The 23,786-nt window shown below is 62.7% G+C and carries 23 protein-coding genes; 9 read left to right on the top strand and 14 right to left on the bottom strand.

Going from position 1 to position 23,786, the window contains the following annotated elements:
- Positions 1-135 precede the first annotated feature (135 nt).
- The 3 genes from GGI60_RS04115 (at position 136) to leuA (ending at position 4,150) form a co-directional block, all read left to right on the top strand.
- Positions 136-720: an ATP-dependent Clp protease proteolytic subunit gene (locus GGI60_RS04115; protein WP_183912373.1), complete on the top strand. Its 585-nt coding sequence runs from the start codon at positions 136-138 to the stop codon at positions 718-720.
- A gap of 165 nt (positions 721-885) precedes the next feature.
- Positions 886-2,070 (top strand): benzoate/H(+) symporter BenE family transporter, encoded by a 1,185-nt coding sequence (locus GGI60_RS04110; RefSeq protein ID WP_183912375.1) that lies wholly within the window; start codon positions 886-888, stop codon positions 2,068-2,070.
- Between the two features lie 355 nt (positions 2,071-2,425).
- Positions 2,426-4,150, top strand: coding sequence for a 2-isopropylmalate synthase (leuA, locus tag GGI60_RS04105; RefSeq protein WP_183912377.1), 1,725 nt, complete (start codon positions 2,426-2,428; stop codon positions 4,148-4,150).
- A gap of 288 nt (positions 4,151-4,438) precedes the next feature.
- On the opposite strand, the gene GGI60_RS04100 is transcribed toward leuA, so the two are convergent.
- The 4 genes from GGI60_RS04100 to GGI60_RS04085 all read right to left on the bottom strand — a co-directional run bounded on the left by GGI60_RS04100 (position 4,439) and on the right by GGI60_RS04085 (position 7,605).
- Positions 4,439-5,281, bottom strand: a complete 843-nt coding sequence (locus GGI60_RS04100; protein ID WP_183912379.1) for an anti-sigma factor — start codon at positions 5,279-5,281, stop codon at positions 4,439-4,441.
- Position 5,282: 1 nt separating this feature from the next.
- Positions 5,283-5,792: an RNA polymerase sigma factor gene (locus tag GGI60_RS04095; protein WP_183912381.1), complete on the bottom strand. Its 510-nt coding sequence runs from the start codon at positions 5,790-5,792 to the stop codon at positions 5,283-5,285.
- A 187-nt stretch (positions 5,793-5,979) separates the two neighbouring features.
- The gene (locus tag GGI60_RS04090) at positions 5,980-6,540 is read right to left on the bottom strand and encodes a hypothetical protein (protein WP_183912383.1); all 561 of its coding nucleotides are present in this window, start codon (positions 6,538-6,540) and stop codon (positions 5,980-5,982) included.
- A gap of 156 nt (positions 6,541-6,696) precedes the next feature.
- Positions 6,697-7,605 carry a metallophosphoesterase gene (locus GGI60_RS04085; RefSeq protein WP_183913854.1) on the bottom strand — a complete coding sequence of 303 codons (909 nt, stop codon included), beginning with the start codon at positions 7,603-7,605 and terminating at the stop codon, positions 6,697-6,699.
- 70 nt (positions 7,606-7,675) lie between these two features.
- Between GGI60_RS04085 and GGI60_RS04080 the strand changes: the two genes are divergently transcribed.
- Positions 7,676-8,155, top strand: coding sequence for an NUDIX domain-containing protein (locus tag GGI60_RS04080; protein ID WP_183912385.1), 480 nt, complete (start codon positions 7,676-7,678; stop codon positions 8,153-8,155).
- Positions 8,156-8,197: 42 nt separating this feature from the next.
- Here GGI60_RS04080 and GGI60_RS04075 read toward each other — a convergent pair whose 3' ends face one another.
- A complete protein-coding gene (locus GGI60_RS04075; protein ID WP_183912387.1) occupies positions 8,198-9,205 on the bottom strand; it encodes a glutathione S-transferase family protein in 1,008 nt (335 codons plus the stop codon).
- A gap of 226 nt (positions 9,206-9,431) precedes the next feature.
- Between GGI60_RS04075 and GGI60_RS04070 the strand changes: the two genes are divergently transcribed.
- Complete coding sequence (locus GGI60_RS04070; RefSeq protein ID WP_183912389.1) at positions 9,432-9,995, top strand: GNAT family N-acetyltransferase; 564 nt, start codon at positions 9,432-9,434, stop codon at positions 9,993-9,995.
- Here GGI60_RS04070 and GGI60_RS04065 read toward each other — a convergent pair whose 3' ends face one another.
- Genes GGI60_RS04065 through GGI60_RS04045 form a run of 5 tightly spaced genes read right to left on the bottom strand, consistent with a single transcriptional unit; the run spans position 9,996 to position 17,248 of the window.
- Complete coding sequence (locus tag GGI60_RS04065; protein WP_183912390.1) at positions 9,996-10,412, bottom strand: N-acetyltransferase; 417 nt, start codon at positions 10,410-10,412, stop codon at positions 9,996-9,998.
- A gap of 4 nt (positions 10,413-10,416) precedes the next feature.
- On the bottom strand, positions 10,417-12,489 hold the full coding sequence (locus GGI60_RS04060) for a hypothetical protein (protein ID WP_183912392.1): 2,073 nt from the start codon (positions 12,487-12,489) through the stop codon (positions 10,417-10,419).
- Position 12,490: 1 nt separating this feature from the next.
- Complete coding sequence (locus tag GGI60_RS04055) at positions 12,491-15,307, bottom strand: DUF4159 domain-containing protein (RefSeq protein WP_183912394.1); 2,817 nt, start codon at positions 15,305-15,307, stop codon at positions 12,491-12,493.
- Positions 15,304-16,224, bottom strand: coding sequence for a DUF58 domain-containing protein (locus GGI60_RS04050; protein WP_183912396.1), 921 nt, complete (start codon positions 16,222-16,224; stop codon positions 15,304-15,306). Before GGI60_RS04050 ends, GGI60_RS04055 begins: the two co-directional genes overlap by 4 nt.
- 13 nt (positions 16,225-16,237) lie before the next feature.
- The gene (locus tag GGI60_RS04045; protein ID WP_183912398.1) at positions 16,238-17,248 is read right to left on the bottom strand and encodes a MoxR family ATPase; all 1,011 of its coding nucleotides are present in this window, start codon (positions 17,246-17,248) and stop codon (positions 16,238-16,240) included.
- A gap of 158 nt (positions 17,249-17,406) precedes the next feature.
- On the opposite strand from GGI60_RS04045, the gene GGI60_RS04040 reads away from it, so the two are divergent.
- From GGI60_RS04040 to GGI60_RS04030, 3 genes are read left to right on the top strand one after another with little or no spacing between them, the layout of a single operon-like run.
- Positions 17,407-18,030 carry a DUF1285 domain-containing protein gene (locus tag GGI60_RS04040; RefSeq protein ID WP_183912401.1) on the top strand — a complete coding sequence of 208 codons (624 nt, stop codon included), beginning with the start codon at positions 17,407-17,409 and terminating at the stop codon, positions 18,028-18,030.
- Positions 18,027-18,677, top strand: coding sequence for a CoA pyrophosphatase (locus tag GGI60_RS04035; protein WP_183912403.1), 651 nt, complete (start codon positions 18,027-18,029; stop codon positions 18,675-18,677). The genes GGI60_RS04040 and GGI60_RS04035 overlap by 4 nt, the downstream gene beginning before the upstream one ends.
- Positions 18,674-19,945 carry a CCA tRNA nucleotidyltransferase gene (locus GGI60_RS04030; protein WP_183912405.1) on the top strand — a complete coding sequence of 424 codons (1,272 nt, stop codon included), beginning with the start codon at positions 18,674-18,676 and terminating at the stop codon, positions 19,943-19,945. The genes GGI60_RS04035 and GGI60_RS04030 overlap by 4 nt, the downstream gene beginning before the upstream one ends.
- A gap of 68 nt (positions 19,946-20,013) precedes the next feature.
- Here GGI60_RS04030 and GGI60_RS04025 read toward each other — a convergent pair whose 3' ends face one another.
- The 3 genes from GGI60_RS04025 to hemF form a co-directional block, all read right to left on the bottom strand.
- Positions 20,014-20,199, bottom strand: coding sequence for a DUF1059 domain-containing protein (locus GGI60_RS04025; RefSeq protein WP_183912407.1), 186 nt, complete (start codon positions 20,197-20,199; stop codon positions 20,014-20,016).
- 113 nt (positions 20,200-20,312) lie between these two features.
- The gene (locus GGI60_RS04020; protein ID WP_183912409.1) at positions 20,313-20,573 is read right to left on the bottom strand and encodes a hypothetical protein; all 261 of its coding nucleotides are present in this window, start codon (positions 20,571-20,573) and stop codon (positions 20,313-20,315) included.
- A gap of 103 nt (positions 20,574-20,676) precedes the next feature.
- A complete protein-coding gene (hemF, locus tag GGI60_RS04015) occupies positions 20,677-21,588 on the bottom strand; it encodes an oxygen-dependent coproporphyrinogen oxidase (protein WP_183912411.1) in 912 nt (303 codons plus the stop codon).
- Between the two features lie 176 nt (positions 21,589-21,764).
- On the opposite strand from hemF, the gene GGI60_RS04010 reads away from it, so the two are divergent.
- Positions 21,765-22,025 (top strand): hypothetical protein, encoded by a 261-nt coding sequence (locus tag GGI60_RS04010; RefSeq protein ID WP_010029910.1) that lies wholly within the window; start codon positions 21,765-21,767, stop codon positions 22,023-22,025.
- Between the two features lie 3 nt (positions 22,026-22,028).
- On the opposite strand, the gene GGI60_RS04005 is transcribed toward GGI60_RS04010, so the two are convergent.
- Positions 22,029-23,675: a Na/Pi cotransporter family protein gene (locus GGI60_RS04005; RefSeq protein WP_183912413.1), complete on the bottom strand. Its 1,647-nt coding sequence runs from the start codon at positions 23,673-23,675 to the stop codon at positions 22,029-22,031.
- Positions 23,676-23,786 lie beyond the last annotated feature (111 nt).

Below are 23,786 nucleotides of genomic sequence, written 5' to 3'. Positions count from 1 at the left end.
GTAAGGCTTGCGGAATGGTGCGCGGCTTCTTAAGGATATCTCCACCGCTGCGGTGCCTTGTGTTTTTCCCGCATTGTTTTAGGCATTGAGTCGCACTATGTGCGAGGAACCCGAATTCATCTCCGAGAGGTTCGAATGAACGACGAAGAACAGGACGACAAGACGAAGGAACTGCCGCTCGGCAAGGAAACGGAGGCGAATCTTTTCAAGTCGCGTTCGATCTTCATCTATGGACCGATCAACCAGGAACTGGCGCAGAAGGTCTGCTCGCAGCTTGTTGCACTCGCGGCGGCCAGCGACGAAGACATTCGCATCTACGTCAATTCGCCCGGCGGCCACGTCGAATCCGGCGACTCCATCCATGACATGGTCAAGTTCATCAAGCCGAAGGTCTGGATGATCGGTACCGGCTGGGTCGCTTCGGCCGGCGCGCTGATCTATGTCGCGGCTCCGAGGGAAAGACGCCTGTGCCTGCCGAACACGCGCTTCCTGCTGCACCAGCCGTCGGGCGGCACGCGCGGTATGGCATCCGACATCGAGATCCAGGCACGTGAAATCATCAAGATGAACGAGCGCCTGAACAAGATCATGGCGGAGGCCACCGGCCAGCCGCTCGACAAGATCGCCAAGGATACCGATCGCGACTACTGGCTTTCTGCCGAAGAGGCGAAGGACTATGGCCTCGTGTCGCGGATCGTGACGTCACAGGCCGATATCTGAGTCTTCTCAGCCAAAGCCGTCAAAACGCCCTTGCCTGCAGCAAGCAGTCGAGGGCGTTTTTATTTCGCCGGTATGCCGGCGCTGGGCGGAAAGGGCTTAATCCGGGCTTGCGTATACAACGGCCATCATGCTCCATGCGCCATTCCCGCAGCCCAGAGTCTTGCCATGCTCAAAGATTTTTCCGTCCAGGCCCTGTTCATGGGGCTGCTGACCGCCTTCGTCGGCTCTGCCAGCTCCTTTGCAGTCGTCCTTCACGGGCTGCGGGCGGTCGGCGCGACGGAGGCGCAGGCGGCTTCCGGGCTGATGGCGTTGTCGATCTCCATGGGAGTCTGCGCGATCGTGCTCAGCGCCGCGACGCGGTTGCCGATCAGCATCGCCTGGTCGACGCCGGGTGCGGCATTGCTTGCAAGTACCGGGACGGTCGGGGGCGGCTTCAATGCCGCGGTCGGGGCATTCCTGATCTGCGCCGTGCTGATCATCATCGCCGGGCTGTTCAAGCCGCTTGGCCGCGCCGTCGCCGCCATTCCTGCGCCGCTTGCCAATGCGATGCTATCCGGCGTGTTGATCGGCCTCTGCTTTGCGCCGGTGAAGGCAATCGGCTTCAATCCGCTGTTCGGCCTGCCGATCGTTCTCGCCTGGATCGTCGTCGGTGCCTTCAAGCGGCTCTGGGCGGTGCCGGCGGCATTGGCGGCCTTCGTGCTGGTGCTGGCCTTCGGCGTCGATATTCCCGATGGTGCCTTCGCCTCGCTCGAGCGATCACTGGTGCCGGCGGCGGAAATCGTCCGGCCGGTGTTCAACCTTGCCGGTTTCGTGTCAATCGCGCTGCCGCTCTTCATCGTCACCATGGCTTCTCAGAACATTCCCGGTATCGCGGTGCTGAAGGTCAACCACTACGCCCCGAAGCCCGGTCCGCTCTTTGCCGTCACCGGCTTTTTTTCGCTGCTGTCGGCGCCATTCGGCGGTCACGCCGTCAATCTGGCGGCCATCACTGCAGCCATGTGCGCCGGGCCGGACGCAAATGCCAATCCGAAGCGGCGCTATTGGGCGTCGTTGATCGCCGGCGTCGGTTACATCGTCCTCGGGCTGCTTGCCGGCGCGGTGACGGCCTTCGTTGCCTTGGCGCCTCCGATTCTGATCGAGGCAGTGGCGGGGCTGGCGCTTGTCGGCGCCTTCTCGTCCTCGGCTATGTCGGCCTTCCAGGCGCCCGAATCGCGCGAAGCGGCGGCGATCACCTTTCTCGTCACGGCATCTGGCGTCTCTTTCGGCGGCATCTCAGGCGCCTTCTGGGGATTGATTGCTGGCGGGTTGATGCTTGCCCTGTCGCGGCTGGTGAAGTTATCAAAGGCTTGAGCTCAGCAGGTAGAGGAAGCCGGCGAGCCGCGAGGGCTTGCCAGTTTCGCTGGCCAAGGTTATAAGCGCGGCCATGAAGACCTCTGGCGCCAAGATTTCCGACACGATTGCACGCGGCCGCATCGCCCTGCGTGACAATACACGCGCCCTGACCTCGCTTCTTCTCCTCGGCCTTACGCGCGGTTGCCGGGTCCTTTGAGGAGCGCCCGGCGGCCGAAAGCCCGCCCGGCATCGCTCCTCGCGCCTCCCTTTCAAAATTGACCTAACGACCGACGAAGGTCCGCATTTGTTTATCGCCAAGCCCGATGCGATCGGCTAAGAGGCGGAACGAATGCCGGGACGAGGAGACAAGACAATGGACAACACCACCAGCCGATCCTCCGCAGGTGCCAAGGGCATGCCCGATGCCGCGGTGAAGTACCGGCCCTATCCGCAGGTAAGCATTCCCGACCGCACCTGGCCGACGAAAACCATCACCAAGGCGCCTGTCTGGTGCTCAGTCGACCTTCGCGATGGCAACCAGGCACTCGTCGATCCGATGGGCCATGATCGCAAGGCGCGCATGTTCCATCTGCTGCTGGAGATGGGCTTCAAGGAAATCGAGATCGGTTTCCCTTCGGCTTCGCAGACCGATTTCGACTTCGCCCGCTGGTGCGTCGAGGAGGGCAATGTTCCCGCAGACGTCTCGCTGCAGGTACTGGTGCAGTGCCGGCCTGAACTCATCACCCGTACCTTCGAAGCGCTGGAAGGGGCAAACCAGCCGATCGTTCATTTCTACAACTCTACCAGCGAGTTACAGCGTCGCGTCGTTTTCGCCAAGGATGTGCAGGGCATCAAGCAGATTGCCGTCGATGCCGCCAAGATGATCACTGATATGGCCGCCAAGGCCGGTGGCGGTTATCGTTTCGAATATTCTCCGGAGAGCTTTACCGGCACCGAGCTGGAGGTGGCGCTGGAGATCTGCAATGGCGTCATCGAGGTGGTAAAGCCGACGCCCGACAACAAGCTGATCATCAACCTGCCGTCGACTGTCGAGATGGCCACGCCGAACGTCTATGCCGACCAGATCGAATGGATGTGCCGCAACCTCGACAACCGTGAGAACCTGATCGTCTCGCTGCATCCGCACAACGACCGCGGCACCGGCATCGCCGCTGCCGAGCTGGCCTTGCTGGCGGGCGCCGACCGCGTCGAAGGCACGTTGTTCGGCAATGGCGAGCGCACCGGCAATGTCGACGTGGTGACCATGGCGCTGAACATGTTCACGCAGGGGATCGATCCTGGGATCGATTGCTCCAACATCGAGCGCATCAAGGAGGTGTTCGAATATTCGAACCAGATGGCGATCAGCGAGCGTCACCCTTACGTCGGCGAGCTGGTCTATACGGCCTTCTCCGGTTCGCACCAGGATGCGATCAACAAAGGCATGAAGGCCGCACAGGTCGCCAACCATCCGATCTGGGAGGTGCCTTACCTGCCGATCGATCCGCGCGATGTCGGCCGCTCGTACGAGGCGATCATCCGCATCAATTCGCAGTCCGGCAAGGGTGGCATCGCCTATATCCTGCAGCAGGATTATGGGCTCAACCTGCCGCGCAACCTGCAGGTCGAGTTCCGCGAGGACATCCAGCGTATCACCGACGTCGAGGGCAAGGAGCTTCCGTCGAAGCGCATCTATGATCGCTTCATCGAGCGATACGTGACGCAGCCCGAAGCGCGTCTCAAGTTCGTCGATCACCACACCTATCCCGATACGGAACGCAGAGGTCAGCGGATCGTGGCGGCCGAGATATCAGACAATGGCGAGATCAAGCGCATCGAAGGGCGCGGCAACGGCCCGATCGACGGCTTCATCAACGCGCTGTCGCATTATCTCGGCATCGAGATGTCGGTCGAGGACTATTCCGAGCATTCGCTGCAGCACGGCTCGAACGCGGCGGCGATCTCCTATGTCGAGACCTCTTATCCCGGCGGCAAGCTCTTCGGCGCCGGGATCAATACCAACATTGTCGCGGCGTCGCTGGAGGCGATCGTCTCGGCGGCAAACCGCGTGCTCGATGTGAAGGCCGGCAAGGTCTGATCAGATAGGTTTCAGGCCGCGATCGCTTCGGGGCGGCGCGGCCTGATGACGAGGTTGGCTTCGCTGAGCGCCAGCGAAACGCAATGAAAGAAGCGCCGTGCGGCACCCTCATCCGCCCTACGCGCACCTTCTCCCCGCTGGCTAGGAAAGCATTGCGGCATATCTCTTCTTCCCTCGGGGAAAAAGTGCCGGCAGGCGGATGAGGGGCTGCTGATGCTGATGGTCGATTTCGCCATAGTGTCGCCAGCTCCGCTGGCGGCAATCATTCGATATATGCGATAGCCGCCGTCAGATAGCCGTAGCGATTTCCATGGCGAGCTGGCCGAGGGCTGCCTCGGACGATGGGCCGGCGAGCACGTAGGAGGTGCCGGCATTGTGCCAGGTCACCAGGCCGATCTCGTCCCTGATCGTTTCCTTGAAGTCATCGGTTTCCGGCGGCTGCGCGTCCTTGCGGAAGCAGATGGAGATGATGTCGCCGTCGGTGTTGGAATAGACGAGCTGACCGACGGGGCGGTTGTCGCCAAGGATCACGCGGGCGCCCTGGAAGGTCCAGGCCTTGGCGCTGAGATCCGGCACGCGGAAGGGCACGCCGATGGCCGTTGTCAGCCAGCTGGAGATTTCCTCTGCCTGCGAGGCCGGCACTTCGACAAGGTGACGGGGCTGGCGGATCAGCAGGCGCTGATAGGCGGTGACATCGCCCAGCCAGTCGCTGGTATTGGCCGGCGCTGAGGTTGAGGTCGTGGTTGCGATTTCGTCTGCGTCCGGGGCTGTGCCTGCAAAGTAGCCGATGCCGCAGCCGAGGGCGAAGAGGATGAGGGCGGCAGCCAGCGCCTGCGGGCCGCTCGGCGCCAGTTTCACCTGCGGTCGCGTGGCGCGCTGGGCGATCGGCGTCTTCGGCGGCTGCGTGCTCTTGATCGAGCGGACGAGGGCGAGTGGCACCGGCTCCTTCAGGACGTCGTCGAGGCGGCGGCGTCCGAAATCGGCGCCATGGCGCAGTTTTTCATGCAGCCGGCGCGCATTCTCGTCACTTGCCAGGCGCTGCTCCAATTCGTGGCGCTGTTCGGGCGAGACTTCGCCATCGAGGAGGGCGGTGAGCTGGGCTTCGAGCGACAATTTCCTGAGGTCGAGCAATTCAGTACCTGTGGATCGGGTGGGTGTCGGCAAGCCCGGCGAAATGCAGCCTTGCGGTGGCGAGCTGCGAGGCGACGCTCGCCGCGGGAATACCCATGATGTCGGCCGCCTGCTGGTAGCTGTGGCCTTCGACGTCGACGAGCAAGAAGATCGAGGAAACGCTGTCCGGCATATCGGCGATCATACGATGGATGGCGTCGGGATCGACCGCGGCCGAGCGTTCGCGCGCGGCCTCACGAATATCGGTGATGTTGCCGCGGACGGAGGCTTTCGGCTTGCGCTTGCGGCTGTCGTCGGCCCATTGCTGGCGGGCAAGCGTATACACCCAGCTTTCCAGCCGGCCTTCGCCGCTCCACTGATGACCCCTGGAGATCGCCCGCTGACAGACGGCCTGAACCAGCTCGTCGGCCGCAGTCGCCTCGCCCGCGAGCGTGATCGCGAAACGGCGAAGGCGAGGCAGGAGGCCGACGAGATCACGGCGGAGGTCGATGGTCGTTGCGGGCTGACGCATTGTCTATCCAGAAGCATTCACAGTGGTTTCGCGGACGAAGCTTCCGCCATCGGACGCGAATCCGGCTTTATCGTCGCCGGTAATGCCTGCGCTTTATGGAACAACTCTCCTCCACTTCGCAAGCATCCGGTCGTTTCCAGTCCCCTTTCCCGGGGGAATTTTCGTAGCCTAGCCCGCAAAGCTTGCGTCAATATGTCCTGTAGCCGTTCAAGCTTTGCAGCAGAGCGCGATAGGCCCAGGTGGCTTCGCCGCCACGATCGCGGATTTCGACGAGTTGGACGCGGGCGCCCTGGATGTCTCCCTGCTCGACCAGCGCCATGCCCATGTAGGAGCGGGCGAGGATGTAGTTCTCATCGGCCTGAAGCGCCTTGCGGTAATATGACATGCCGAGTTCCATGTGGCCGGCCTTGCGGTTGGAAAAGCCGAGATAGTTCAGGATGCGCGGGTCGTTTTGGTTGCGGGCGAGATTGAGCACGGTGATGGCATTCTCATACTGGCCGGCATAGGCAAATTCGCGAGCGAATTTGTAGAGATCGTCGTCGTTGAAGCTGTTCTTTTTAGGGGTGACGCATTCCTTCTTGTTCTTGTCCCAGACCTTGCCGCCGGTGCAGGTCTTGGTCGTCTCGGTCTTCGGCGGCGGGTTGGTGTCGTCGTTGCCACCGCCGACCGCGAAGGCGGCCGTGGCGATGCCGAAAGCGAAGCCGGCGGCAAGCGAGATTCTGCCAAGGCGATGGAAGGAGAAGATCATGAGTGGGCTCCGTCGGGCGATGCAGTTGCGCGGATTGTACGCTTACCGCCGAAAATACCAAGAGGGTAAGAAACCTCCATGGCGAATGTTGCGACGATGATTCGCTATCTTCGCAGATCGATTCAAGTGCTGAATAAAAGGAGTCGGGATGCGGCGCTAAGGCGCGAAAATATCAACGCTTTCCTGAATCACCGCGTCGCCGGTCCGGTTCAGGCTGAAGCGCTCGCCACTCAGTTCCCAGGCGCCAGGAGAGCCGTCGATGGAGAAGAGGTTGTAGGCTGCGGCCGGCTTGATGCTGCCCGGTCCCTGCGAGGCCGATGCGATGCCGACGACAGGCACCGGTTGCACCTGGCCGCGCAGCCAGTGCAGGGTGTTCAGGTGCGTATGGCCATGCAATACGAGTTCGGCGCCGCCGGTGGAAATTACGGCGGCGAAGCGGCGGATGCCGATCATGCGCTTGTAGAAGGTCGTGGCGCCGCGGATCGGAGGATGATGAATCATGACGACACGAAAGAGACCGGCTTCGCCGGCCGCACGCAGCATGTTCACCGTGTCGCGGGCCTGACGGGCGCCGAAGAAACCGGAGGCCGCGAAGGGAGGGGTGGCCACCGCCGTCGAGCAGCCGACGATTGCGACCTTGTCGCGGACGCGCAGATAGGGAAAGATGTGGCGGTCTTCCTGCCATTGCGGCGGGGCGAGATCGCCACGGACGTAGTCGTACCAGGCGCGCATCGATTTCTCATAGGCGCCCGGCACATAGGCGTCGTGATTGCCGGGAACGACCGATGTATCGGCGGGATCGCCGAGCGCGCGCAGCCAGGCGGCGGCGGCGCGGATCTCGATGCCGCTCGCCAGATTGACAAGATCGCCGGTGACGGCCAGATGATCGGCCTGATGGGTGCGGATGTCATCGAGCAGAAGATCGAGCGTGCTGCCGAAAAGGTGCTTGCGCCGATTTCGATGCCAGTTCACAAAGCCCGTTATGCGTTTTGAAAACAGCTCTTGGATGGAAAGACGGGGCAACGGCCCGAGATGGACGTCGGAGATATGCGCGAGCTTGAACATGCTACGAGACATAGACCAGCTTATTGACAAATCAAACACATCCGGCGCGATGAAGAGCTGAAACGGAGCGATGGTGGATAAAGAAAACCGGCCCCTTCATATCAGGGCGGCCCTGCGCCTTCTGCATGTCTATTTCTCTTTCGCCCGGGGCATGACGATGGGTGTCAGAGCCGCCTGCTTTGATGCGGAGGGGCGGATTTTTCTCGTGCGTCACAGCTATGTCGGCGGCTGGCATATGCCGGGCGGCGGGCTGGAACGCAACGAGACGGTCGAGGAAGCGCTGGTCAAGGAGTTGCGCGAGGAGGGCAATCTCAGGATCATCGGCAAGCCGCAGCTGATCCAGGTCTATTTCAACACCTCGACCACGCGGCGCGACCATGTCGTGTTCTATCGGGTAACCGTCGAGCAGACGGCACCGCGTCCGCCAGACTGGGAGATTTCCGACAGCGGCTTCTTTTCGCTCGACAGCCTGCCCGCAGGCACGACCGAGGCGACGCATCGCCGTCTTGCCGAACTTCGCGGCGAGGAACAGCCCGACCATCGCTGGTGAGGGCTGCACAGTTTTCTAGGCCGCAGCAAGCAATTTAAGGGCCTACAGCGTCCTCGCGTCTGATAAGACGTGCGGCGCTGTCGCACGTCCATGGGGGCTGTCGAGATCGAGCGCCGGGCCGACGGGAACGATGCCAGTCGGATTGATCGTCTTATGGCTGCGGTAATAGTGCTGCTTGATGTGCGTGAGGTTCACCGTCTCGGCAATGCCTGGCGTCTGGTAGAGATCTCTTAGGTAACCGGAAAGGTTGCGGTAATCGGCGATACGGCGGATGTTGCACTTGAAATGGCCGACATAGACGGGGTCGAAACGCACCAGCGTGGTGAACAGGCGCCAGTCCGCTTCGGTCAGCCGGTCACCGAAGAGGTACCGGCCCTTGCCCAGGCGTTCGTCGAGCCTGTCGAGCGTTTCGAACAGCTTGCCGACATTCTCCGCATAGGCTTCCTGGGCGGTGGCAAAGCCCGCCTTGTAGACGCCGTTGTTGACGGTGTCGTAGATGATGGCGTTCAGGGCATCGATTTCAGCGCGCAGATCCTCCGGGTAGAAATCTGCCTTCGACCCGGTTAGCCCGTCAAAGGCGCTGTTGAACATGCGGATGATCTCGGCGGATTCGTTGTTGACGATTGCGCTGGTTTTCTTGTCCCAGAGGACGGGCACGGTCACGCGGCCGGAATAGTGTGGATCCGCTTTGACGTAGATCTGCCAGAGTGTCGCCGCGCCGAAGAGGTGATCGCCGGTGGCGCCGTCGCCGATCTTGAACTCCCAGCCGTTCTCGACCATCAGCGGATCGACGACGGAAACCGAAATCAATTCCTCCAGCTTCTTCAGCTTGCGGAAGATCAGCGTGCGGTGCGCCCAGGGACAGGCAAGCGAGACGTAGAGATGGTAACGGCCGGGCTCTGCCTGGAAGCCGCCGCTGCCGGTGGGGCCGGCCGCGCCGTCTGCCGTTACCCAATTGCGGAACTGCGAGGGCTGCCGCTTGAATTGGCCCTTGCTCTCCTTCGTGTCGTACCAGACATCATTCCAGACACCGTCCACCAGCATTCCCATGATCTTCGTTCCTGATTACGTATCGGAGCCGAAGTTAGCTGAGATAGCGGGGCTTTGCAGGTGGTAAAGGTTGAACAGTGCGTCACGCCATTCAGGCACTGCATCATCGAGAGTGCTGCAGGTGTGAATTTTGCGTTGGACGACGGAAATTTTTCCTGCTATCGGCCTTTTCACGATTTTAGGATCCCTGACTGATGTTCATTTCCAGAAACCCGCGACGACGCTGATGCTCCCGAACGCCGAAGGCGTTTTCGAGACCCATCAATCTGTCCATCCGGTTTCTGCCATCATGTACAAGCACGATCTCGTCTACCTCACCGAAGACGCGTCCCATGACGCCGCCATCGAACACATCAACGAAGAAGCCTTCGGCCCCGGCCGTTTCACGCGGGCGGCCGCACGCATCCGCGAGCAGGGGCCGCATGACTTGTCCCTTTCCTTCATCTGCGCCGACGACGGTGAAACGATCGCCTCCGTGCGGATGACGCCGGTTCTAGCAGGCACCGTCAAAGGTCATCTTCTCGGCCCGCTTGCAGTGCGCCCCTCGCACAAGAATATGGGCATCGGCCGGGAACTGGTGCGGATCGCAGTGGAAGCGGCGCGGCGCAAGGGCTCGGAAGCCGTCATCCTTGTCGGCGATCCGCCCTATTATGGCCCGCTCGGCTTCGAGAAAGTCGCTTATAACGCGCTTACCTTTCCGGGCCCCGTCGATCCCGGTCGTGTGCTCGTCGTTCCGATCGCCGAGGGCGCGCATGAACGGCTGAAGGGCGTGATCGCCTGGCGCGCGTGATCAGAGCGCCTTCCGGAGGAAGCTGCGCGTGCGGCCTTCAGGAAAATCTTCGAGTTCCCCGAAAACTTCATAACCCTGGCGCAGATAGGCGCGCAGAGCCTGCGGGCTGAACGTATCGATCCAGGCGCCGCGGCACCCCCGGGCTCTCGCCTCCTGCTCCGCCTGTGCAAGGATCCTGCCTGCAGTGCCAGTGCCGCGCAACGTGTCGGGGATGAAGAGCATCTGGGTGAAAAGCCAGCCCCAGGCGGTAAAGCCGGATAGACCGCCGGTGACCTTGCCGTCCTTATCCCGAATGAGGATGGCAAGCGGCCGCCGGTCGGCGGGACCGACATCGGCCTTGTTGAAGGCCGAAAGTGCATCAGTGATCGCCGCGAGCTCCTCCGATGAGGGCGAAGCGGTGAGCTCGAATACCACCATAGAATTACCGCCCCTCGCGCCACCACATGGCGCCAAAGGCGAGCAGCAATATGCCGACGCCGGCAAAACCGGCAAAGAGCGGCAGCGTATTGATGCCCTTCAGGACCGTCTCGCTGGTCATGCGGATCATCATGCGGTCATTGTCGGAGACGCGGATCTGGCCGCGCACCGGCAGGATCGGCGGCACGCTGATAGTGCCCTTTTCACTGGCGACGCGGGTCACCAGGCCCTTACTTCTCTCCACGATCGGCTTCAGCACATTTGTCGTCGAGATCATCGCTTTGAACTCAGGCGCGTCGACGGCGCCGATATGGACCAGCGTCGACAGTTTGCCGTTGCGGATTTCGAAGAGGCCGATCTCGTCCATCCGCTTCTCGGCCTTGTAGAGCCCGGGTTCGGACTCGGTAAGCGGCAGGCTTTCGGTCTTGCCGGAGGGGTAGCGCACAGTGGCGTTGCCCGGATTGTCGCCGATCGTCTGGCGGGTGACCTCAAGCGTGCGGCCGGAGGCGCGCGCCGTCAGCGCTTCTTCCTCGAGCGCCGGCTCCTTCATCAGCCAATGGGCGATGCGGCGATAGAGCGAGACGTTCGGACCGCCGCCTTCGAAGCCGCGGGCCCAGAGCCAGCCCTGGTCGGAGAGCAGCATGGCGACGCGGCCCTGGCCGGCACGGTTCAGCACCAGCAGCGGGTGGTTGTCGGCGCCGACCATGATCGTCTCGCCCTGCGGCCGCTCGACGTCGACGCTGCGGAACCAGCGCCCCCAATGCGGCGGATCCTCGCCCGAGCCGTCCAGGCCGCGGGTGACGGGATGTTTGCGGCCTTCCTCGGAGAGGCGGGGGTAGAAAGCCTTCTCGATCATCTGGCCGGTCGGCTCTGCCGGCAGCACGGAGGCGAGCGGCGTCATCGCAATCGATTCCGGGCTTGCATGTTCCGGACCGGCGGCGATCAGCAGCGCTCCGCCATTCTCCACATATTGGGCGATGTTGTCGTAATAGAGCATCGGCAGCACATTCGCCCGGTCCTGATAGCGGTCGAAGATGATCAGGTCGAAATCCTTGATCTTGTCGATGAACAGCTCACGTGTCGGGAAAGCGATCAGCGACAGCTCGTTGATCGGCGTGCCATCCTGCTTTTCAGGTGGGCGCAGAATGGTGAAGTGGACGAGATCGACCGAAGCGTCAGATTTCAAGAGGTTCCGCCAGGCGCGTTCGCCGGCATGCGGCTCGCCGGAGACCAGCAGGACACGCAGATTCTGGCGGATGCCGTCGATGACGTGAACAGCGCGATTATTGGCCGTGGTGACTTCGCCGGGAAGTGCCGCGACCGAGAATTCGAGCACGTTGCTGCCGCCCCCCGGCACCTTGAAAGAGAAAGGCGTATCCCGGCCGGGTGTCGCCTGCAGGGTGGCGATTTCGTCACCGTTAAGCTTCACCGTGACGTCGGCAGTGCCGCCGGGACTCGGGCCGTCGTCGAAGACGCGCAGGACCACCTGCTGCTCCTCGCTGACGATGCCGAAGCGCGGTCCCTTGACGACTTCGATGCGGCGATCGAATTCGTTGGCCTTGCCGGTGATAAGACCATGGACCGGCGCATCGAACCCGAGCGCCTGATTGGCGGCCGGAACATCGTGGACTTCGCCGTCGGTCAGCATGATGGCACCGCCGATGCGCGACGGCGGGACATCGGCGACGTTGGCCGCCAGCGCGTCGAACAGGCGCGTCGACGGCACGTCCGAATTGACGTCGCCTTCGACATCGATGAAGCGAGGCTCAATCTGAGGAAAACGGGCGAGCTGGCCCTTCAGGGCTGCCAGCGCGTCGTCGGTCATCTGGACCCGGTCGGGTGTCTGCTGGCTCTGGCTCCGGTCAACGAGAACGGGGACGATCGTCGACAACTGATCCCGGTCCTCCTGCAGCAGCACGGGATTGGCGAGCGCGGTTAGCAGGGCGAGTGCCGCCAGCGTCCTGATCCAGGCGCCGCGGATGCCACGCCAGATCGCGAAAACGGCGATAACCGCGCCGATGGCGGCCAGCGCGGCCAGAACCGGCCAGGGCAGAAAAGGTGAAAAGTCGAAGGTCATCTCATTGTCCTAACCGTTCAAGGAGGTCGGGAACATGAACCTGGTCGGTCTTGTAGTTACCGGTCAGCATATACATCATGATGTTGACGCCGGAACGATAGGCATATTCGCGCTGCCCTTCGTCGGAGGGCACGGTCGGCAGCATCGGCACGCCGTTGTCGTCGACCGCCCAGGCACCGGCGAAATCATTGCCTGTGATCAGGATCGGCGAAACGCCGTCGGCCGTCGCCGCCGATTTTTCGGTGGTTTCACGGCCGCCGCCCTGCCGGGCCTCGATCCACAGAGGGCTGCCGGCATAACGGCCGGGAAAGCTCGACAGGAGGTAGAAGGATTTCGTCAGGACGTGATCTGATGGCACCGGCTCGAGCGGCGGAATGTCGAGATTGGCGAGGATCGCCTGCAGCCTCTGGCCGTTGGCGCTGACATTGCCGCCATTGTCCAATGCGCTGATCTGATCGCGCGTATCGAAAAGCACGGTGCCGCCGTTGCGCATATAGGCGTCGATGCGGCTGATCGCCGCCGACGACGGCATCGGCGCCGTTGCCGAAACCGGCCAGTAGATGATCGGATAGAAGGCGAGTTCGTCCTTGGTGAGGTCGATGCCGACGGGCGGCGCCGGCTCGAGCGTCGTGCGGAAGGTCAGGAACTGGGTGAGGCCCTCGAGGCCGCGCTCGGATATATTGTCCACTTCCTGTTCGCCGGTGACGACATAGGCGAGGTGGGTGTTGTCGAGCCTTTGCAAGATGAGGTCGTCGCCGGGCTGAGAGTCATTGGCGTGGAGGGTGCCGGGCTGCAGCAGGAAGCCGGCGCCGAGCGCTATTGCGATCACGCTCATGGTGCGGACAGCCGGGCGCAAGCGCGAGAAGGCGCCGTTCATGAAGAGGACGATCAGGCTGTCGGCCAGCAGCAGCAGAAAGGCGGCGAGAAAGAGAGCGGGTTTTGCCGACCAGCTCTCGCCGCCGATCAAGCCTTCGCGCGCAGCTGTCGTCCCTGCCGTGTCGAGCGGCTTCAGTTCGGCCTCCTCAGGCAGCACGTTCAAAGAGGTAAAACCATCTTCTGAACCATAAAGCCCGGGCGGATTGTCGAAATTTGCCGTCGGCGCCGTTCCGGCCTTTGGAGTGAGCGGTCGCGCCGAACCCGTTTCGGAGACGAGGGTGCCCTTGGCCGTTAGCATGCGGAACGGCGGCAGAGTCTCGGCCACGCGTGCATTGCCGCGGGCCTCCGAGGTCACGCCGCCCGAGCGCGATATCTGGAGGAGATGGCGCAGCATGTCGACAAAGGTGCCCGAAATCGGCAGATCCGACCATGTCGCTTCGGCGGTGACGTGGAACAGCACGATCTGGCCGGATGAGAGCGGCTTCATCGTCACGAGCGGCGTGCCATCGGCGAGGCTCGCCCAAGTGCGTTCGGCAAGATCGGGGGTGGGTTCGGCAAGCACCTGGCGCTTGACGACGACGTCGGCAGGACGTGCTATGCCCGAGAAAGGCCCGAAATTCGGAAATTCGGCGAGCGACTGCGGTTCGCTCCAGGACAATGTGCCACCCAGCGCCCGTTCTCCCTGACGCAGGATGACAGGGATGAGAGGGTCGTCTGCCGGCGCTGCCGCCATGCGCGGACCGGCGAAGCGCAAGAGCATGCCGCCATTCGATATCCAGCGCGTAAGGGGTTCGTAGGTGTCCTCCGGCAGCCGGCCAATATCGGCCATGATGATGATGGAGGGATTGCTGGCGAGAAGTTTCGGTATGGCGACCGAAAGATCGGAATCGCCGGGCAGGATCAGATCCGCATAGGGCTGTAGCGCCCGCTGGATATAATAAAGCGGCGACAGCAGCGGCTGGAACTCATCCCCGCCGGCACCCGACAGCAGGACGACACGACGGCGTTTGAACGCGTCGTCGAGAAGATGGACCGCGCCTGAGGTCGCGCCGTTGTCGACGCTGATGCGGGCGAAATCGTTGCGCATCTCGAAAGGAGCGGCAATCGAACTCGTCGCGACGCTTTGGCCGGGGCGGAAGTCCACCCTGCCGTTGGCGATCGAGCGGCCCTGGCTGTCGACGGCGTTCAGCGCCACGGATGCGGCATGCGAAGCGTTGAGGCGCGTGACCTTGACGGTCATGGCATCAGCCGCGTTATTGGCCGCGGTGATCGCAATCGTCCGTGCGGCGTCTCCCTCGATCACGCGCAGATCAGCGGGCTGGAGTTCGGCCAGCCGACGTACCGTGGCGTCGTCGGCCTTGGCGGCGGCGCCGTCGGTCAGAAAGGCGAGGGTGCCGGGCTTGATGCCGTTCAGGGCGGAGCGCAGCGCCTGGAAGGCACGCTCGCGGTCCGGCACCAGCGGCCGTGGTTCGACGGCGCGCAGTTTGTCGCGGGCGGCCGCCGCAGTGCCGGGCACGGCGTCGTTGGTCGGCTCGGCGGTGAAGGCGATCGACACGGGCATGCCGGCGGATTCGGCATCGTCTATCAGCGCGTCGGCAGTCTGGATGCGGCGCTCCCAGTCGGGTGCGGCAGCCCAGCTGTTGTCGACGAAGAGGACGAGCGGGCCGCCCGATGCGAGCGAACTGGTGCGCGGATTGAAGACCGGATCGGCGATCGCGAAGATGATGGTGGCGGCGAGCAGCATGCGCAGCAGCGTCAGCCACCAGGGGCTCTGGGCCGGCGTCTCTTCGCGCTTCAGCACCGACGCGAGGATCTTCAGCGGAGGAAAGATCTCGCTCTTCGGGCGTGGCGGCATCAGTCGCAGCAGCCACCAGATCACCGGCAGGGCGATGAGGGCGCCGAGAATGGCGGGATAGGCGAAAGCGAAGGGAAGGGCGTTCACAGCTGCCCTCCATGCGTTGCCTTGGCCGGCATGCCGGACAGATACATGTGCACCGCGACCAGTGCCTCCGAGGCGAGATGATCGGTGCGGTGGGTCGTGAAGGTCCAGCCGAGATGGCGCAACGACTGGCCGAGGCTCTCCCTACGGGCGAGGTAGGCGTTGCGATAGACCTCGCGGACATGTTCGGCGCGACCGGAGATCAGCTTGGCGCCGGTCTCAGGATCGGTGAATTCGGTGCGGCCGCTATAAGGGAAGATTTCCTCGGCGGGGTCTGATATTTCCACCACGTGGCCGCGCAGGCCGCGGCGGGCAAGCGGGCCGAGCCGCTCCATGATCGCCGGCGCGTCGTCGAGGAAATCGCCGATGAGGATGAGGTCGCTCCAGCCGCGGATCATCCCCGTTTCCGGCAGGCCGCCGGTCAGCGGCGCGTGCATGAGCGCGGAGGCGAGGTGTTCTGCGGCGTTGCGCGTTGAGGCGGGCTCCATGATGCCGGGGCAGCCGATGCGCTCGCCGGAGCGGGATAGGATTTCGGCCAGCGCCAGCATGATTACCAGCGCCCGACCTTCCTTGGAGGCGCTGCCATAGCTCGACTTGTACATCATCGAAGGCGACATGTCGCACCAGAGCCAGATCGTGTGCGCTGCCTCCCATTCGCGCTCGCGCACATAGGTATGGTCGTCGCGGGCGGAGCGGCGCCAGTCAATGCGCAACAGGCTCTCACCCTCGGCATAGGGACGGAACTGCCAGAAATTCTCGCCGATGCCGCGCTTGCGGCGGCCATGCCAGCCGGCGATGACAGTGTTGGCGATGCGCTTGGCTTCCACCAGGCAGTCAGGCATCAGGGCGGCCCGCTGCCTGGCGCGGGAAAGGGCATCGCTGCCTGACGTCGGGTTGACGATCTGTCCGATAGATGCCACGCGTCCGGCTTCCTTATCCCTTTGCCTGCTTCACCAGTCCGGCGATGACGTCGCGCACCGACATGCCTTCGGCGCGGGCGGCGAAAGTCAGCGCCATGCGGTGCTGGAGAATGGGTTCGGCAAGCGCGAAGACATCGTCGAGAGATGGGGCGAGACGGCCTTCGTAGAGCGCGCGGGCGCGCGCGCAGAGCATCATCGCCTGCCCGGCGCGAGGACCTGGGCCCCAGGCGACGTTCTTGTCGGTCGAAGCATTGCCCTGTCCGGGGCGGGCGGAGCGCACCAGCGAAAGGATGGCGGCGACGACCGTCTCGCTCACCGGCATCTGGCGCACCAGGGTCTGGATTTCAATCAGCCGCTGGGCATTGATGATCGCCTGCGGCCGAGTTTCGCCGAGGCCCGTCGTCTCGAGCAGGATCTGGCGCTCGGCGGCGAGCTCGGGATAGTTGACGTCGACCTGCAGCAGGAAACGGTCGAGCTGGGCTTCGGGCAGGGGATAGGTGCCTTCCTGCTCCAGCGGGTTCTGGGTGGCGAGCACATGGAAGGGCGCCGGCAGGTCATAGTGCTGGCCGGCAATCGTGATATGATACTCCTGCATCGCTTGCAGGAGCGCCGACTGGGTACGCGGCGAGGCGCGGTTGATCTCGTCGGCCATCAGCAGCTGGGCGAAGACCGGGCCCTTGACGAAACGGAAGGAGCGGCGGCCGCTGTCGTCCTGGTCCATGACTTCGGAGCCAAGAATATCGGAAGGCATCAGGTCGGGCGTGAACTGGATGCGGTTTGCGGCAAGGCCGAGTACTTCGCCGAGCGTCGTCACCAGCCTGGTCTTGGCAAGGCCGGGAACGCCAACGAGCAGGGCATGACCGCCGGAGAGCACGGCGAGAATGGTGTTCTCGACGACGCTTTCCTGACCGAAGATCACCTTCGAGACTTCTATGCGGATGGCGGCGATATCGGAGAGCGCCTTCTCGGCGGCGGCGACGATCGCCTTTTCATCGAGGCTGGCTTCGGTCTTCATCATACCCATGGGCAACTCCAACGGCTGAAATCATTCGGCAGCGAATCGGCGGACTTATACATCTGCCTCATACTCGATAGAGTTATGGAGATGCGACGGGCTGACAAGTTCGTTGCGAATGACTATCTCGTGACTTTACTTCGTTAAGGACAAACCGGGACGGAAGAATGGCAGCCGAGGAAATCAGCGGACAGGCGGATGCAGCGGGACTTGCCGCGCTGATTTCACGCGCGTCCGCGGAAAACAGCGGCAAAAAACGTGGGCTTCCGCCCGTTGAGCGGTGGAATCCGCCTTTCTGCGGCGATATCGACATGGAGATCAGGGCCGACGGCACCTGGTTCTACATGGGCACGCCGATCGGCCGGCCGGCCCTCGTGCGGCTGTTCTCGACGGTTCTGCGCAAGGATGAGGATGAGAAGACCTATCTTGTAACTCCTGTGGAAAAGGTCGGGATCAGGGTCGCCGACGCTCCGTTCATCGCCGTGGAAGTGAGCGTGACGGGGGGTAAAGGTCAACAGGTGCTGACATTTCGCACCAATGTCGGAGATGTCGTGGAGGCGGGAGGAGAGCATCGGCTGCGCTTTGCCATTGCAGGCGGGAATGCCGAACTGAAACCCTATCTGCATGTGCGCGGGCGGTTGGAGGCGCTGGTGTCGCGTGCGGTGATGTATGAACTGGTGGCACTCGGCGAGATCCTCGACGTGGAGGGGAGGGCGATGTTTGCGATCCGCTCCGCCGGCGAGGTCTTCCCCGTCATGCCGGCCGACGAACTGGATGCGCTTTCCCGATGAATGATGCGATCACCCACCGTTTTCCGCTGTTCTCAGCAGCTGAATTCCGCCGCCGTGCACTCAATCAGAATGGCGGTCCGATCGACCATGCCTGGCGCGATCACGGCGACCATGTCCTCAACCCCGATATCGTCGCCGAGGTCGAGACCTTCAAGCTGCGCGATGCCGCCGTGCTCGTGCCCGTCGTCGACGACGGCGATGAGGCGCAGGTGATCTTCACCAAGCGAACGGCGACGCTGCGCAAACATTCCGGACAGATCGCCTTTCCCGGCGGCTCGATCGATCCCGCCGATATCTCGCCCGAAATGGCGGCGGTGCGTGAGACGGAAGAGGAGATCGGACTTGCCGGCTCCTTCGTCGAGACCGTCGGGCGACTGCCGAACTATCTCGCCTCAACGGGCTTCCGCATCACGCCGGTGCTCGGCGTCGTAACGCCGGGGTTCGATTTGACGCTGAACCCGGCGGAGGTAGACGATGTGTTCGAAGTGCCGCTTTCCTTCCTGATGAACCCGGACAATCACAGCCGCGACAAGCGCGTCATCGATGGCATCGACCGGCATTTCTACCGCATGCCCTATGAAACCAGGATGATCTGGGGCATTACCGCGGGCATCGTCCGCACGCTTTACGAAAGGCTTTATGCATGACCGGCGTTGCCGACCAAGCATGGTTTCGCGATCCGGCGCTCGGCCGGATCCTCGCACTTCTGAACGCCGATCATGGGGGTGGGGCAAAGGGCGGGGAGGCGCGGGTGGTCGGCGGCGCTGTGCGCAACAGCCTGATGGGCCTGCCGGTCAGCGATATCGACATTGCCACGACCCTGAGGCCGGAGGCGGTGATGGAGCGGGCTGCGGCGGCCGGCGTCAAGGCGGTGCCGACGGGCCTGCAGCATGGGACGGTGACGCTCGTCATCGACGGCAAGCCGTTCGAGGTGACGACACTGCGCACCGACGTCGAGACCGATGGGCGCCACGCCAAGGTCGCCTTCAGCACCGATTGGAAGGCAGATGCCGAGCGGCGGGACCTGACGATCAATGCGCTCTATGCGGATGCGGAAGGAGAGGTGGTCGATCTCGTCGGCGGGCTTGCAGATATCGAGACGCGCAACATCCGCTTCATCGGCGACGCGGCAACGCGTATTGCCGAGGATCATCTGCGGATCCTGCGTTTCTTTCGCTTCTTTGCCTATTACGGTTCGGGGCGCCCGGATGCCGAAGGGCTAAAGGCCTGTGCGGCGGCGCGTTCGAAGCTGAAGACGCTGTCGGCAGAACGCGTCTGGTCGGAGCTCAGAAAACTGCTTGGCGCCGCCGATCCCGGCCGGGCGCTGCTCTGGATGCGGCAGGTGGCGGTGCTGACGGAGATCCTGCCGGAATCGGACCGATGGGGGATCGATGCGATCCCTTCGCTGGTCGCGACCGAAAAGGCGCTCGGCTGGGCGCCCGACCCATTGCTGCGGCTTGCCGCGATCGTGCCGCCCGATGCGGCGCGGCTGGAAGCGCTTGCGGCTCGGCTGAAGCTCTCGAATGCGGAAGCTGCCACTCTCAAGGCCTGGGCGATAACGGCACCGGTCAACGACGAAATGACGTCAGCCGCCTTCGAAAGGCTGCTTTACCGCAACGGCGCGGAGGGCATCACGATGCGCCTGAAGCTGGCGCTCGGCGTTGCACGGGGGAAGGCCGAGAGCGATCTTGACGAAATGGCGCGGGCGGCACGGCTCGGTAAGCTTCTGGATCAAGCCATGACGTGGAAGAAGCCGCAGTTTCCCGTGAATGGCGCAGACGTGATCGCAGCCGGCATCCCATCCGGCCCGCGCGTCGGCGAAGTGCTTGCGGAGCTGGAAAACCAGTGGGTGGAAGAGAACTTCGCTTCCGACAGAGAAGTGTTGCTCGCCCGGCTGCGGCAGCTTGTGCAATAGGTATCCCGCGTCGCGTCCGGTGGACGCGGCGCAGCTATCGTTGGTGGCAGAACTTGGCCGCCCGGCCGTCAGGCAGCGGTCGCCTCGTCGCGGATGCGGGCCTTGATGTTGTCAACCATGTTTTCGCGTATGGTGGTTTCGCCGTGAGCGGTCTTCAGGTGCTCGACGGCGCGACGGACTACTTCCGCGTCGTTATCCGCCCGGGTGCGCCAGGCGCAGCCCGGAACAAGCGTGCCGCATTCGAAAAGTCGCATTGTCTTCTCCTCTGTCTGAAACACAACGGCCATCGCGTTTGCACGCGATTGATGAAATGTGCGGAGGAAGCGAAGGTTCCGGCCGGCATCAGGTGACGACCGGAGAAGGTCTTTCAGTCGGGCATGGCCCAGGCTTTGTAGGTATCCGAGAGATGGCTGGGTGTGTTGCTGTTGGCGGCGTTCTGCAGCTCTTCCGGCGACTTTCCTCCGGCCAGCTGTAGCTTGACCTGCTCGATGAAGCAGGACAGCGGCAGATCCGAGCCGCTCTTGGTCCGCAGTTTCTCGGCGATGCGTATCAGGAACTCGGGCGTGTCGACTGCACGGAATGTTTCCTGGACATCCGTGGACGCAGGCGAGCCGCTTTGTGTCATCATGACAATCCTCCTCCGATTGTTACGCACGTACATATAAAGTTAGGACTCACTGCATTTTTATGAAGGTCCCTCAGCTCGAATTTATCGATGAGATGTCACAGTCTCACGGCCAGCGTACGACTGGTGGCAGCGAGGAGAGAATGGATTCGACGTTGCCGCCGGTTTTCAGGCCGAAGATCGTGCCGCGATCATACAGCAGATTGAATTCGACGTACCGGCCGCGGCGGATCAATTGTTCGTCACGATCTGCTTCCGTCCACAGCTTGTTGAAGTTGGAACGGACGATCTTCGGATAAACCATGGCCAAGGCCCTGCCGACATCGCGGGTGAAGGCGAAATCGGCGTCCCAGCCGCCGGATTCATCGCTCGAATGTAGCCAGTCGTAGAAGATGCCGCCGATGCCGCGCGGCTCGTTGCGATGCTTCAGGAAGAAATAGTCGTCGCACCAAGCCTTATAGGCATCGTAGTCGGCAACGGCATGATTGCGGCAGGCGATCTCCATGGCCTTGTGGAACAGCTGGCTGTCGTCGTCCTCTTGCGTACGGCGGCGCGACAGTACCGGTGTCAGGTCGGCACCGCCGCCGAACCAGCGGCTTGATGTGACCACCATGCGGGTGTTCATATGCACCGCCGGAACGTTGGGATTGACGGGATGGGCGATCAGCGAGATGCCGGAGGCCCAGAAGCGCGGATCGTCCTTGGCGCCGGGGATCTGTGCCCGGAATTCCGGGGAGAATTCGCCGTAAACCGTAGAGGTATGCACGCCGACCTTCTCGAAGACACGGCCCTCCATCATCGACATCCGGCCACCGCCGCCGGCGCCGTTTTCGCGCGACCAATCCTTGGCGACGAAGCGGCCGGGCTCCTGATCGGAGAGCGGGCCTTCCAACGCGTCTTCAAGCGCCTCGAAGGAGGCGCAGATGGTATCGCGCAGCCCTTCGAACCACTTGCGGGCGGCCTCCTTCTTCTCCTCGATATCTTCAGGCAAGCCGATCGGCAGTTCCGGTCTTTCCATTTGCGCCTCCAGCGGTCAGCCTCCGCTAGGGAAACGACTCGCTCATTCTTGATTGCACCTCCGGTTTAGCAGGTGGCGCCGCGTCTCGCCAAGCAGGCCGGCGCGGACATGGGCAGGCAAAATTCGACTCGCAAATCGAGTATTTCGATACTACCTTTTCCGAAGAGGTAGGTTTGATGGCAAAAATTCCAGGACCTCCGTCCTTCGACGGTCTGAAGCGCAGAATGGCGAAACACCGGGCGGAAAATCCGACCGCCAAGAGAGACCATTTCGTGCGTCAGACATATTGCCTCGGTTTGATCGACGCACGCGCCAAGGCGCGCGAATGGTTTGACGAATATCCGAAAGCGGCCTACTGGACCGAGGTGGAGAGCTGGCGTCAGCTCGACGGCGACCGGATCGAATTCACCATGCGCCGCCTTCCCTCGGCGGACTGACCTTCATTCCACGGCAGTCCGCACACGGCTTTCGATCAGCAGGCCGCTTTCATCCAGTATCGGATGCGCCACCGAGACGATGTGGGCGTTGATCCTCTTCAGGTCGCGAAGCATATCGAGATGCAGAGAGCTTGTCTGCAGACTGTCGGCGCGTCCGTCACGCAGGCGCTCGAGATGGTGTTCGGCCGACTGTTTCTCCATCCGCCGGACCTCGACCTTTGTCTCCATCATCTGACGCGCAAGATTGAAATCGCGCGTGACGAAGATCGTCTGCGCTACACGAAGATTATCAATCGTCAGGTCGAACAGCTTCCGCAATTCCTGATGACCGTCGTCGGAAAACCTGAGACCAAGCGAGATCTTCTTGGATACCTGCTCCAGCAACCCTTTCTCGATGATGTCGCCCATATGTTCGAGATTGATTGCATAATCGATGACAATGATCGAGCGGCGGGCGTTTTCGTCGCTGAGCCCCTCGCGTCCGAGCTTTGAGAGATAGACCTTCACCGCCTGCTGAAGCTTGTCGACGCGCTCTTCGAGGGTCGCGATTTCGGAAAGCTTGGAAGCGTCATTGCGTTCGAAGGCGTCGGAGACCCGGATCAGCATGCGCTCAATGAGGTCGCCGATGCCGAGCACTTCGCGGGTGGCGCTGGTCAGGGCAATGACGGGCGTCGAAAGTTCATGTGCGTCTAGATATTTAGGCGCGGTGTCCGGCTCGGCCTGATCCGGGACCAGCCGGGTCATCAGGGTGGCGAGCGGCCTTGAGAAGGGCCAGGCGAGGGCGGCGAGCAGAAGGTTGAAGAGCAGATGCGCATCGACCGGGAGCTTTGACGGTCCGAAGGGCAGCATCTGGATTAATTCCGCGCCGTAGCCCGCGAGCGGAAGGGCGATGATGCAGCCGAGCGCACGCACGGCCAGGTTGCCGAACGTGACGCGCCGAGCCGAGACCGGGCCGGACATCGTCGCGACGACAGGCGGTACCGCGCCGCCAAGATTGGCGCCGAGCACGAGCACGATGACCAGCTCGGCTGAAATCAGGCCGGCCGAGGCGAGCGACAGGATGAGCACCACCACCGCCAGGCTCGATGACGAGAGGAAGGCGAGCGCTGCCGAGAAGAGGAGAGCCACGGGCAGGGCGCCGTCCAGCAGGCTGATGAAAGCGGCGAGAGCCGGAGAGGCGCGCATCGGCTCCGTCGCAAGACCAAGGAGATGCAGCGACAACAGCATCAGCCCTATGCCTATCAATGCTGCGCCACCGCCCTGGCGGGTGCTGGAGCGGCCGCGATAAAGGACGATGCCGACAAGGATCAGGAGGGGCGAGAGCCATTCGATACCGGTAGCGACGATCCATGCGGTGATCGCCGTGCCGACATTGGCGCCGAGCAAGATGATCTGGGCCATGCGCGGCTTGATCAGTTCCCGTTCGACGAAGGAGGCGGTCATCAGCGCCGTTGCCGTCGAGCTCTGCAGCGCGACGGTCGCGACCAGCCCCGACAGGAATGAGCGAAGGCCGCCGCGCGTGCCGGTCGCCAGCCCCGTTCTCAGCCGGGCGCCGAAGGCCCTGGACACGCCGTCCTTCACCTGCGCGAGGCCGAACAGCAGCAGCGCCACGGCTCCGAACAGGTTGATCATGATGATCGTGGAATCCATTTTCTTGTTTTATTCTGCTTTCATCAGTTTGGAGGGGTGTTCGCCTGAGGACACATCTTCCCAAGCTGTTGAAATGGTGCAAATCCTGCGATGTTTTTGATTGCCCGGCTA

The organism is Rhizobium lentis (assembly GCF_014200175.1).
GTDB lineage: Bacteria > Pseudomonadota > Alphaproteobacteria > Rhizobiales > Rhizobiaceae > Rhizobium > Rhizobium mulingense.
Note: the sequence above shows the minus strand (reverse complement) of the source record. Positions and strands in the feature narration are given on the sequence as shown.

Bases quoted from the DNA above. Each gene is read 5' to 3' on its own strand.
- GGI60_RS04010 (WP_010029910.1), top strand. From the start codon at position 21,765: ATGGCAAAAATTCCAGGACCTCCGTCCTTCGACGGTCTGAAGCGCAGA.
- GGI60_RS04025 (WP_183912407.1), bottom strand. From the start codon at position 20,199: ATGCGACTTTTCGAATGCGGCACGCTTGTTCCGGGCTGCGCCTGGCGC.
- GGI60_RS04115 (WP_183912373.1), top strand. From the start codon at position 136: ATGAACGACGAAGAACAGGACGACAAGACGAAGGAACTGCCGCTCGGC.
- GGI60_RS04020 (WP_183912409.1), bottom strand. From the start codon at position 20,573: ATGATGACACAAAGCGGCTCGCCTGCGTCCACGGATGTCCAGGAAACA.
- GGI60_RS04005 (WP_183912413.1), bottom strand. From the start codon at position 23,675: ATGGATTCCACGATCATCATGATCAACCTGTTCGGAGCCGTGGCGCTG.
- GGI60_RS04090 (WP_183912383.1), bottom strand. From the start codon at position 6,540: ATGATCTTCTCCTTCCATCGCCTTGGCAGAATCTCGCTTGCCGCCGGC.
- GGI60_RS04035 (WP_183912403.1), top strand. From the start codon at position 18,027: ATGAATGATGCGATCACCCACCGTTTTCCGCTGTTCTCAGCAGCTGAA.
- hemF (WP_183912411.1), bottom strand. From the start codon at position 21,588: ATGGAAAGACCGGAACTGCCGATCGGCTTGCCTGAAGATATCGAGGAG.
- GGI60_RS04070 (WP_183912389.1), top strand. From the start codon at position 9,432: ATGCTCCCGAACGCCGAAGGCGTTTTCGAGACCCATCAATCTGTCCAT.
- GGI60_RS04045 (WP_183912398.1), bottom strand. From the start codon at position 17,248: ATGGGTATGATGAAGACCGAAGCCAGCCTCGATGAAAAGGCGATCGTC.
- GGI60_RS04060 (WP_183912392.1), bottom strand. From the start codon at position 12,489: ATGACCTTCGACTTTTCACCTTTTCTGCCCTGGCCGGTTCTGGCCGCG.
- GGI60_RS04085 (WP_183913854.1), bottom strand. From the start codon at position 7,605: ATGTTCAAGCTCGCGCATATCTCCGACGTCCATCTCGGGCCGTTGCCC.
- GGI60_RS04075 (WP_183912387.1), bottom strand. From the start codon at position 9,205: ATGGGAATGCTGGTGGACGGTGTCTGGAATGATGTCTGGTACGACACG.
- GGI60_RS04080 (WP_183912385.1), top strand. From the start codon at position 7,676: ATGGTGGATAAAGAAAACCGGCCCCTTCATATCAGGGCGGCCCTGCGC.
- GGI60_RS04095 (WP_183912381.1), bottom strand. From the start codon at position 5,792: ATGCGTCAGCCCGCAACGACCATCGACCTCCGCCGTGATCTCGTCGGC.
- GGI60_RS04030 (WP_183912405.1), top strand. From the start codon at position 18,674: ATGACCGGCGTTGCCGACCAAGCATGGTTTCGCGATCCGGCGCTCGGC.
- GGI60_RS04040 (WP_183912401.1), top strand. From the start codon at position 17,407: ATGGCAGCCGAGGAAATCAGCGGACAGGCGGATGCAGCGGGACTTGCC.
- GGI60_RS04110 (WP_183912375.1), top strand. From the start codon at position 886: ATGCTCAAAGATTTTTCCGTCCAGGCCCTGTTCATGGGGCTGCTGACC.
- leuA (WP_183912377.1), top strand. From the start codon at position 2,426: ATGGACAACACCACCAGCCGATCCTCCGCAGGTGCCAAGGGCATGCCC.
- GGI60_RS04065 (WP_183912390.1), bottom strand. From the start codon at position 10,412: ATGGTGGTATTCGAGCTCACCGCTTCGCCCTCATCGGAGGAGCTCGCG.